The organism is Desulfovibrio piger ATCC 29098, from assembly GCF_000156375.1.
GTDB classification, from domain to species: Bacteria; Desulfobacterota; Desulfovibrionia; order Desulfovibrionales; family Desulfovibrionaceae; genus Desulfovibrio; species Desulfovibrio piger.
This window is the reverse complement of the sequence record NZ_DS996361.1, coordinates 122,727-131,635: the sequence shown is the minus strand read 5'-3', so window position 1 is coordinate 131,635 and position 8,909 is coordinate 122,727. Positions and strand designations below refer to the sequence as shown.

Here is an 8,909-nt window from a genome sequence, read left to right as displayed (position 1 = left end):
CCCCGAAAAAACTTCGTTCCGGTCGGTATGGCAGGTCCCCGTCTTCGGACGGGGCGTCAAGGACTCCCCACTCCGGCCCACAAAATGAAAAAGTCATATATCTCTTCAGGATATAAGGGTAATATCGGTTTTAACATCCGGGACGGGCAGGTGGAATAAAAGGCAGAAGCCACCGCAGACGGGAAAACACGGTCCGGCGGCTGTGCGGCAGACCATACCGGACTAGCAAAAGATGGAAACAGGGAAAGGACAGACCCCATGACGACGGGGCTGGAGAAGCGCAGACAAAAAAAGCCCGTCGCAGGACACGACGGGCCGGGGAACATGGACAGGAGAGCCGCTGCCGTCAGATCAGGACAGCGGGAAAAGGGACAGGCTCACGCAGGCATGACGGCTACGCAGGGCCTTCCCGAAGGGGTCAGCGGTCTTCCTCCTTGCGCCGGGCGGAAAATTCTTCCAGACGCTTTTCCCCGGGACCCGGGGCAGGACGACGGGGCATTCAGCCGCAACCGCCATTCTTGAAGACCCAGCGCATGGCGAAAAACATGACGATGATGCCGATGACGGCGAACAACGGTCCAGGCATATGACCTCCCGGGCATGATGCATGCCCTGTGGTTACAGGTTATCCCGGCAGGTGCGCCTCGGCACGCCAGGCGGCCAGCGCTTCCGGGAAGGGAGAAAGCACGCGTTCCAGCACGCCCTGCGCCAGCGAGATGCACATGCCGTAATTGGTCATGGGCAGCCCGTGGGCCCGGGCTTCATCCAGACGGGCCAACATCTGGCCGCGCGTGATGGCGCAGGCGCCGCAGTGTACCACGGAGGCCGCGTCTCCCGCATATTCGGTAAATTCCTTGCCGGCCAGCATGGGGGTCTCCACGGGGCCGCCGGCCAGCCGGGCCAGCAGGCGCGGGATCTTCACACGGCCGATGTCATCTTTTTGCGCATGGTGCGAGCAGGCTTCCTGCACCAGCACGGTCTGTCCGGGACGCAAACGGGTCAGGGCCGCCGCCCCCCGGGCCAGGGCCACCAAATCGCCCTTGGCGCGGGCCATGAGGATGGAAAACGTGGTCAGGGGCACGGACGGCGGTGTCAGGCGCGCGGCCACATGCACCACCTGCGAATCGCAGACCACCAGATCCGGCGGTCGACGCAGGGCGGCAAAGGCCTGCGGCAGCTGCTCTTCCGTCACAACAAGGCACAGGCAGCGGCCGTCCAGGCTGTCCCGGATGGTCTGCACCTGCGGCAGGATGAGGCGGCCCTGCGGCGCCCCGGAATCCAGCGGCACCACCAGCAGCAGCGTGCCGTGCTCCGGCAGCAGATCGTGCACCAGCGGCGGCTGCTTCAAGGCCCCGGCCGGAGCCAGACGGGCCAGCGCCGCCCGGATGCCTTCCAGCCCCCAGCCTTCCCGGGCCGAAGCCCACAGCACGGGGACCGTCGCGGCAAGACCGTCAGGACGCCATGCCGCATCGCAGGCAGCCGCCGCTCCGCGGCTGTTGACCACCACGGCAAAGGGGATGCCCGCAGCGGCCAGACGGGCGGCGGTATCGGCGTCTACAGCCTCCCAGCAGGGAGCGTCCAGCACCAGCAGGGCCACGTCCACCCGGCGCATGGCCCGCAGGCTGCGCTCCACCCGCTGGGCGCCCAGCGAGGCCTCCCGATCGTCCAGTCCGGCCGTATCCAGAAAGACCACCGGCCCCAGGGGCGCCATCTCCAGCGTCTTTTCCACCGGGTCCGTCGTGCTGCCCGGCGTGGGGGAAACGATGGCCACGTCCTGCCCTACGAGCGCGTTGAGCAAGGAAGACTTGCCCGCATTGCGCCGCCCGAACAGACCGATATGCAGGCGCAGGGCCTTGGGACTTTCGTTCATGCCGAACTCCTTCATGCTGGCCGCCGGTCATGCCGGGCGGCACTCCATAATTTGTATGCTGAAGATCCTGATGCGGAAGATACGGGACGGCCGGCAGGACGATGCCTTCAGCCGCGCTCCCGGCCTTCCTTTCCAGATATAGGAACGCCACGGACACCTGTCCATGCCGTCATTACCGAAAGAACAGAAAACACTGCACCGCCGCAAATCACGCGGCCACTTGCGGCAGCCCCTCCCCCGTCAAAACATCCCGCTCTCCCCTGCCTAGGCTTCCGGCAGCGCATGCTCCAGCCCGGCGCCCGCGATGGCGCGCCGCACGGCGTCCATATCCACCACGACCTTGTGGTCGTAGATGCGGTAGGAGGCCCGGCGCGCCGCCGGAGTGAAGGAAGGCATGAGCACGTTACCGCCCGCGGCAAGGCCCTGACGCTGCCCGTCTTCTGGGCGCAGGCTGGCCAGCGCCGTGGTGGCGGGCAGGTTGGCCCAGGGCAGGGCCAGACGCAGCACGGCCATGACCCGCAAACACAGCTCCGTGGAGCCGCGCGGCTGCCGCCCCAGAGGGGTGTCGGCCTGGGGCACGAATGGCCCGGCCCCGCACATGGCCACGCGCATGTCCCGCACCAGCAGGATGTCGTCCACCAGACTTTCGGGGCGCTGCCCGGGCACACCGACCATGAAGCCGGAGCCCACCTCATAGCCCAGCTCCGCCAGCCAGGAAAGGGCCCGCAGCCGGTCGGCCAGCCGATAGCCGGGATGCAGGGCGGCATAAAGACGGGCATCGGCGGTCTCGTGCTTGAGCAGGAAGCGGTCGGCCCCGGCCTCACGCCACAGGGCGTACCATTCGCGTGGTTGCTCGCCCACGCTCAGGGTCACGGGCAGGCCGAAACGTTCCTTGAGACCGCGCACCACCTGCGCCAGCCAAAGGGGGGTACGGGCCGTCTCGCCCGATTGCAGCACCAGCGTGTCCACCCCGGCGGCCACGGCCTGCGATGCGGCCCGCAGCAGCTCCGCCGCCGACAGACTATAGCGGGACAATTGCCTGTTCTCGTGGCGCAGGCCGCAATAGCGGCAGTTGCGGCGGCAGACGTTGGAAAATTCCAGCAGGCCGCGCACATGCACATGCCGCCCCTTGTGCCGCAGGCGGCACTGGTGCGCCAGGGCCTGCAATTCCGGCCAGGGCAGGTCGAAAAGCAGCTCGCGCACTTCGGCCCGGGAAAGGGCGGGGATGAAAGCGGACGCAGCGGAGGAACAGACGGCCTCGGGACTGGCCGCCACGGGGGACGATGGTGCGGATTCCGGCATGGCGGGATCTCCTGGGAAGGGGCGGGACAGGAAGGGCCTGCCCGGCGGGATGGATGGAAATGAAAAAAGGCGGCAAACGCCAGGGAAAAGCCGGGGCCGCTCCCGAAAGACAGGAACAGCCCCGGCATAAGGATAAAGCTAGAAGCGGAAGTCCCGCTGCCCGGCCTCGATGGCACCCAGACACTGGATGGTGCGGGCGCGCACCTTGTCGCTGGGGATCTTGTCCAGTTCCTTCGCGATCATGTCCAGGCCCACGGCCCGGGTGGCGGGCGAGGCGTAGTCCTGCAGATATTCCTTGAGGGTCAGCAGGGCATTGGGGTGGCAGCAGTTGAGGATCTGGCGGCTCTTGCACAGGCTCATGAAGCGGTCGCCGGTGCGGCCCTCGCGGTAACAGGCCGTGCAGAAGCTGGGGATGTGGCCCTGATCCATGAGCCAGCGGACCACTTCGTCCAGGGTACGGCGGTCGCTGACGTCGAACTGGGCGGAGTTCTCGTCCTCGGGTTCGGGCTCGCAGTAGCCGCCCACGCTGGTACGGGACGCGCCGCTGATCTGCGAGACGCCCAGGGGCAGCACCTTTTCGCGTACGGCCTGGCTCTCGCGGGTGGAGATGATCATGCCGGTGTAGGGCACGGCCACACGGATACAGGCGCAGATGCGGGCAAAGGTCTCGTCGTCGATGCCGTTGTCGAAGACGTCGGGGTCGATGTCGTCGGCCTTCTTGATGCGCGGCACGCTGATGGTGTGCGGGCCCACGCCGTGCACGGCCTCCAGATGCTCGGCGTGCATGAGCAGGGCCGCGAACTCGTAACGGTAGCCTTCCAGACCAAAGAGCACGCCCAGGCCCACGTCGTCGATGCCGCCCTGCATGGCGCGGTCCATGGCTTCGGTATGCCAGGCATAATCATGCTTGGGGCCCGCGGGATGGAGCTTTTCGTAGCTCTGCTTGTGGTAGGTCTCTTGGAACAGGATGTAGGTGCCGATGCCCGCATCCTTGAGCATCCGGTATTCCTCCACGGTGGTGGCCGCGATGTTCACGTTGACGCGGCGGATGGCCCCGTTCTTGTGGCGGATGCCGTAGATGGTGCGGATGCAGTCGAGGATGTAGCTGATGGGGTTCATGGTGGGGTGCTCGCCCGCTTCCAGGGCCAGGCGCTTGTGGCCCATGTCCTGCAGGGCGATGACCTCGCTGGCCACCTCTTCCTGGGTCAGCTTTTTGCGGATGATGTGCTTGTTGCGGGCGTGGTAGGGGCAGTAGACGCAGCTGTTGACGCAGTAATTGGACAGGTACAGCGGCGCAAACATGACGATGCGGTTGCCGTAGAACTCGTGCTTGATGCGGTTGGCCAGCCGGTACAGGGCCTCCACCCTGTCCGGCAGCTCACAGGCCAGCAGGACGGAGGCTTCCCGGTGGCTCAGGCCCTTGCAGAGCGCGGCTTTGGCAAGGATGCCGTCGATGAGCTCGGCATCACGGGCATGCTCCGACGCCCAGGCAAGAGTTTCCTGCACCTCATCGTGATCTATAAATTCTTCGGCATGCAGGGAATGGGAATCATACATGGCAAACCTCTCTGGCGCAGGGGGATGCGGCCAGCAGGAGCAGGGCTGGATGCCTGGAGGGACGCGTCTGCACCGTGATGAACGGGATGACGGCGGTCAGGAAGGGGCACCATACGATGCAGGGGATGCCGGACGGGCCGGCATCCCCTGAAAGGTCTTTCCCGACTGCCAGGAAGAGAAAAAACCCGAGGCTTGCAATCGTGTTATGTTTTATTCAAACGTAACACATTTACTAGCCACGGCTCACGGGGATGTCAAGCGGCGGACAGCACGAAGGCCGCCTGCCGCCCTCCCCTACACCTTGCCCTTGGTGGCAAAGTTCTCCACGGCCTTGGCGCCCTTGGCGGCGGGCATCACCACACCGGCGCCGCCCACGCAGCCGCCCACGCAGGTCATGACTTCCACCAGGTTGCCGGGGCAGCCGCCCTTGACGAAGGACTGCAACTTCTTGAGGCCCTGGGGCGAAAGGCCGTTGATGGCCACGGGTCGCACTTCGAAGCGGTCGCCCACCAGCTTTTCCACAGCGGCGGACACGCCGCCCGCGATGGCATAGCCGCGCGCCTCGTTGCTGGGGCGCTCCAGCTCGTGCTCTTCGCACTCTTCCACCACGATGCCGCGGGCATTGAACAGGGCGCCCACTTCTTCGAAGGTGAGCACATAGTCCACCATCTCGTCGTGCAGGCCTTCCTGGCGCTTGGCCACGCAGGGACCGATGAAGACCGTCACGGTCTCGGGATGGCGCTCACGGGCGATTTCGGCCGTATAGTGCATGGGCGTGGCCGTTTCGGACACATGGGGCAGGAGCTCGGGCGCGTGACGGCGCACGGCTTCCACGTAGGCCGGGCAGCAGGAGGTGGTCATGAAGGTATCGCCGCGTTCCATGCGTTCCACGAATTCCGCGGCTTCACGCTGCGAGGTCACGTCGGCGCCCAGGGCCACTTCCATGACGTCGCTGAAGCCCAGACGGCGCAAGGCCGTGACGATGCGGGCCGGGCCGCCGGAGAACTGGCCCACGATGGCCGGGGCCATGAGGGCCGTCACATGGCGGCCGCTGGCCAGGGCACGGAGCACGGGCAGCACTTCGCTGCGCTCCATGACCGCACCGAAGGGGCAGGCGCGCATGCAGCGGCCGCAGCTGGTGCACTTTTCAAAGTCGATCTCGGCGCGGCCCTTGTTGCCCTTGTGGATGGCGCGCACAGGGCAGGCCGCCTCACAGGGGACATTGAGACGCACGATGGCATGGTAGGGACAGGCGTCCATGCACATGCCGCAGTTGCGGCACTTTTCGGGGTCGATGGTGGAACGGCCGCGCGAGAAGGAGATGGCCCCGAAGCGGCAGCTGCCGATACAGGAACGCGCCACGCAGCCCTGGCAGGCGTCGGTCACATAGTAGCGGGCACGCATGCAGCCCTGGCAGGCGATGTCACAGACCGTCAGGATGGGCCAGTTGGGTTCCTTGCGCTCCAGGGCCTCTTCGGCATAGGTGCGCAGCGGGATGGAGTCATCCGTCTCGTCCTCGAGGCGGAAACCCATGGCGGCACGCAGGCGTTCGCGCAGGATGGCGCGGTCCTTGTAGATGCAGCAACGGCTCATGATCTCGCTGCCGCGCGGGCGCATCAGCAGGGGGATGCGGTCCACGTCTTCCGGCAGGGTCCCGGCCCAGAACGAAAGGGCCAGACGTTCGATGACGCCGAGGCGCAGCGAACTCAACATATTGTCAGTCTTGGTAGCGGGCATGGTCTCTCCTTGGGGTGGAACGTCCGGGATGGATGTTCGTCCGAAGACAGGCGTATGGCGATGGCCGGGACATCCGGCACCAGGGACAGGCGCCCCGAGCAGGCGCGACAGGTCAGGAACGGCTCCCCGGACGCATCGGAGCCGGGAGGCAGCCGCTACGTACGGAGAGGAGGATGCACGGCAGGGCGCCGTGCCGGGATGACTGTTTAATTAAACAAACAAGATTTGCAATAATAGCGAATATTTTCACATATTGCAAGACGGGCGCCGAGGGCCCTGCGGACCGGGAAAAATGCCCGCCCCCCTAGCGGCGGCCGGGAACAGGCTTGCGGCTGCGCATGAGCGGCTTGCCCAGATGCATGTCCTGGGCGATGGCTTCCACTTCGCGGGCACGATCATCCGTACCGCGCATGACCACCATCACCAGATAGAGCTTGCCGCTGCGCTCCATGCGGGTACGCAGGCCGCGCCCCTCCAGGCGCTGGCGCAGGTCGTCCACGATGCCGGGATCGCGGAAGGCCCCCAGCTGGAAGACGAAATCATACATGTCGGTGGGCGTTGGCGGCGGCGCCTTCTCCCCGGCGGGCACGGCAGGCTGCATGCCCGGAGGCATGGGCGGATAGGCGGGGCCCCCCTCCGCCGCCGGTTTGGGCGCCTGGGCGGCGGGCAGCGGCGGCGAGACAGGCTCCAGACGCGCCCCGGGCTCGGCCCGCAAGGCACGGGAAAAACGCAGCTCCGAGGCCGCCAGTACCGAGGCCTCGGCCAGCGCGTCCTCTGCGCTCTCCGCATCTGCGGCGGTCTGGGCCTCACCGGCGGCGGTCTCTTCCTTTTCCCCATCCGTGGCAGCGGCAGCGGCCAGGGCCGCACGGGATTCCTCCAGACTGCTGGCCCACTGGGCACGGCCCGTCATCACACCGCCAAGATAGGCCAGCACGAGGGCCGCCACAAAAAGCACGCTGGCCGTCACCAGGACCGGCAGGGTCAGTTTCAGCCCTGCGGGGGGCGTCTGCTGGGAAGTATCCTGCGCACGGCGGGACGAAGACATGGCGGCTCCTTGGAAAACGGCGTGTTAGGAAAAAGGCGGACAGTCCCGCCCGACTGATTCCTATACCAGCCGGGACGGGCAGCGTAAAGGCCCCGTCTTCCTGCCCCGCTCCTTCCTCTTCCGCGTGCAATGCCTTGCGGCCCCGGCGGGCCTTTGCTACACCTACAGCATGCCGCACGCTGCTGTGCGGCCCGATCCTGCCAACTACGGCCGCCGTGCCGTCCCAGCCCTTCGGGACTGCAACCTGACGAGGTCCGACATGTTCCATCCCTGCCGTCTTCTTGTTTTTCTGACCCTTGTGTTCGCCTCCCTGCTCGCGTCCTCTCCGGCCTTCGCGGCCCGGGACACCCTGGAAGACGAAAAAAGCCTGACCATCCGCAACGAAAGCGCCGAAGAGCTGCTGAGCATCCGCTTCACCGTGGGCAACCAGGCCAATTATGCCCGCCTCGACCTCCTGCCCGGCGGCGAGGACCAGCTGCTCAATCCCGGCGGCACCGCCGACCTGCGCATGGACATGGGCCTGTACCTGTGGGACTTCAGCAAGGTCCGCCTGGCCGGCATCCAGAGCCTGACCCTGTGCGGCGAGCACCATCCCTGCCTGCTGGTCCGCGGCCTTGACGGCAAGACCAGCCACATCAACGGCACGGAAAAATCCCTGCTGCCCGCGGAAGATGCCCGGCCCGTCTGTGCCCTGAGCAAGTTCCGCCCCGGCATGCTGATGAAGGACGCCTGCGCCCTGCTGGAAAAGGATCCCCTGCGCGATGACGGCGGCGCCGTGCTGACCAGCCTGGGCTTTGCCGACATGGTCTGGGCCGCCCGCCTGACGCCTTACACGCCCGGCGATGACGATGTGGAAGCCTTCCCGGTCAAGGCCGGCGGCGAGGTGCTGGAACATGTGGAACTGCGCCAGAAGCTCAGCGACCAGCGCCTGGACGCCCTGCTGGCCAGCCTTTACAGCATGGGCTACCGCCCCTGGCAGGCCGAGCTGCCGGGCCTGGACATGAACTTCACCGAGATGCCCGTGGCTGACCAGAAGCGCCAGATGGAGATCCTGCACATGGCCCTGGGCATGCTCATGAACGCCCCGCGCGGCGACGCCTGCATCATGATGGCCCCCGGCGACATGCTGCCCGACCTCATCAGCGACACCCCCCGCAAGGACGTGCAGCTCTTCACCATCACCGTGCGCCGTCCCACCGCCACCCTCATCGTGGACATGACCGCGTACAGCGCCTCGTTCTAGCAGGTACGGATGACCTGTCATGCAAGGCCCCGCTCCCGACAGGGAGGGGGGCTTTTTTCGCGCCATCGCGCCGGAGCGGACAGGCCGGAAGGATGGCTAACGGGCCGCGAGCGGCAATCCCGCATCGTTCTCCCATCGCGGTCGACCGGACGGCC

The 8,909-nt window shown here is 66.4% G+C and carries 6 protein-coding genes; 1 reads left to right on the top strand and 5 read right to left on the bottom strand.

Annotation, left to right across the window (positions count from 1 at the left end):
* Nucleotides 1-625 precede the first annotated feature (625 nt).
* The 5 genes from hydF to DESPIG_RS12255 all read right to left on the bottom strand — a co-directional run bounded on the left by hydF (nucleotide 626) and on the right by DESPIG_RS12255 (nucleotide 7,511).
* Nucleotides 626-1,870, bottom strand: a complete 1,245-nt coding sequence (gene hydF / locus DESPIG_RS12275) for a [FeFe] hydrogenase H-cluster maturation GTPase HydF (RefSeq protein ID WP_040370162.1) — start codon at nucleotides 1,868-1,870, stop codon at nucleotides 626-628.
* 264 nt (nucleotides 1,871-2,134) lie between these two features.
* Complete coding sequence (gene hydE, locus DESPIG_RS12270; protein WP_006009284.1) at nucleotides 2,135-3,172, bottom strand: [FeFe] hydrogenase H-cluster radical SAM maturase HydE; 1,038 nt, start codon at nucleotides 3,170-3,172, stop codon at nucleotides 2,135-2,137.
* 138 nt (nucleotides 3,173-3,310) lie between these two features.
* Nucleotides 3,311-4,729, bottom strand: a complete 1,419-nt coding sequence (hydG, locus tag DESPIG_RS12265) for a [FeFe] hydrogenase H-cluster radical SAM maturase HydG (protein WP_006009282.1) — start codon at nucleotides 4,727-4,729, stop codon at nucleotides 3,311-3,313.
* 294 nt (nucleotides 4,730-5,023) lie between these two features.
* Nucleotides 5,024-6,466: a 4Fe-4S dicluster domain-containing protein gene (locus DESPIG_RS12260; RefSeq protein WP_006009278.1), complete on the bottom strand. Its 1,443-nt coding sequence runs from the start codon at nucleotides 6,464-6,466 to the stop codon at nucleotides 5,024-5,026.
* Between the two features lie 304 nt (nucleotides 6,467-6,770).
* Nucleotides 6,771-7,511 carry an SPOR domain-containing protein gene (locus DESPIG_RS12255; RefSeq protein ID WP_006009274.1) on the bottom strand — a complete coding sequence of 247 codons (741 nt, stop codon included), beginning with the start codon at nucleotides 7,509-7,511 and terminating at the stop codon, nucleotides 6,771-6,773.
* A 259-nt stretch (nucleotides 7,512-7,770) separates the two neighbouring features.
* Between DESPIG_RS12255 and DESPIG_RS12250 the strand changes: the two genes are divergently transcribed.
* Nucleotides 7,771-8,754, top strand: coding sequence for a hypothetical protein (locus tag DESPIG_RS12250; protein ID WP_040370161.1), 984 nt, complete (start codon nucleotides 7,771-7,773; stop codon nucleotides 8,752-8,754).
* Nucleotides 8,755-8,909: the final 155 nt, after the last annotated feature.

Excerpts from the sequence above, each read along its gene's own strand:
- DESPIG_RS12260 (WP_006009278.1), bottom strand. The coding sequence starts at position 6,466 with ATGCCCGCTACCAAGACTGACAATATGTTGAGTTCGCTGCGCCTCGGC.
- hydF (WP_040370162.1), bottom strand. The coding sequence starts at position 1,870 with ATGAACGAAAGTCCCAAGGCCCTGCGCCTGCATATCGGTCTGTTCGGG.
- hydE (WP_006009284.1), bottom strand. The coding sequence starts at position 3,172 with ATGCCGGAATCCGCACCATCGTCCCCCGTGGCGGCCAGTCCCGAGGCC.
- DESPIG_RS12250 (WP_040370161.1), top strand. The coding sequence starts at position 7,771 with ATGTTCCATCCCTGCCGTCTTCTTGTTTTTCTGACCCTTGTGTTCGCC.
- hydG (WP_006009282.1), bottom strand. The coding sequence starts at position 4,729 with ATGTATGATTCCCATTCCCTGCATGCCGAAGAATTTATAGATCACGAT.
- DESPIG_RS12255 (WP_006009274.1), bottom strand. The coding sequence starts at position 7,511 with ATGTCTTCGTCCCGCCGTGCGCAGGATACTTCCCAGCAGACGCCCCCC.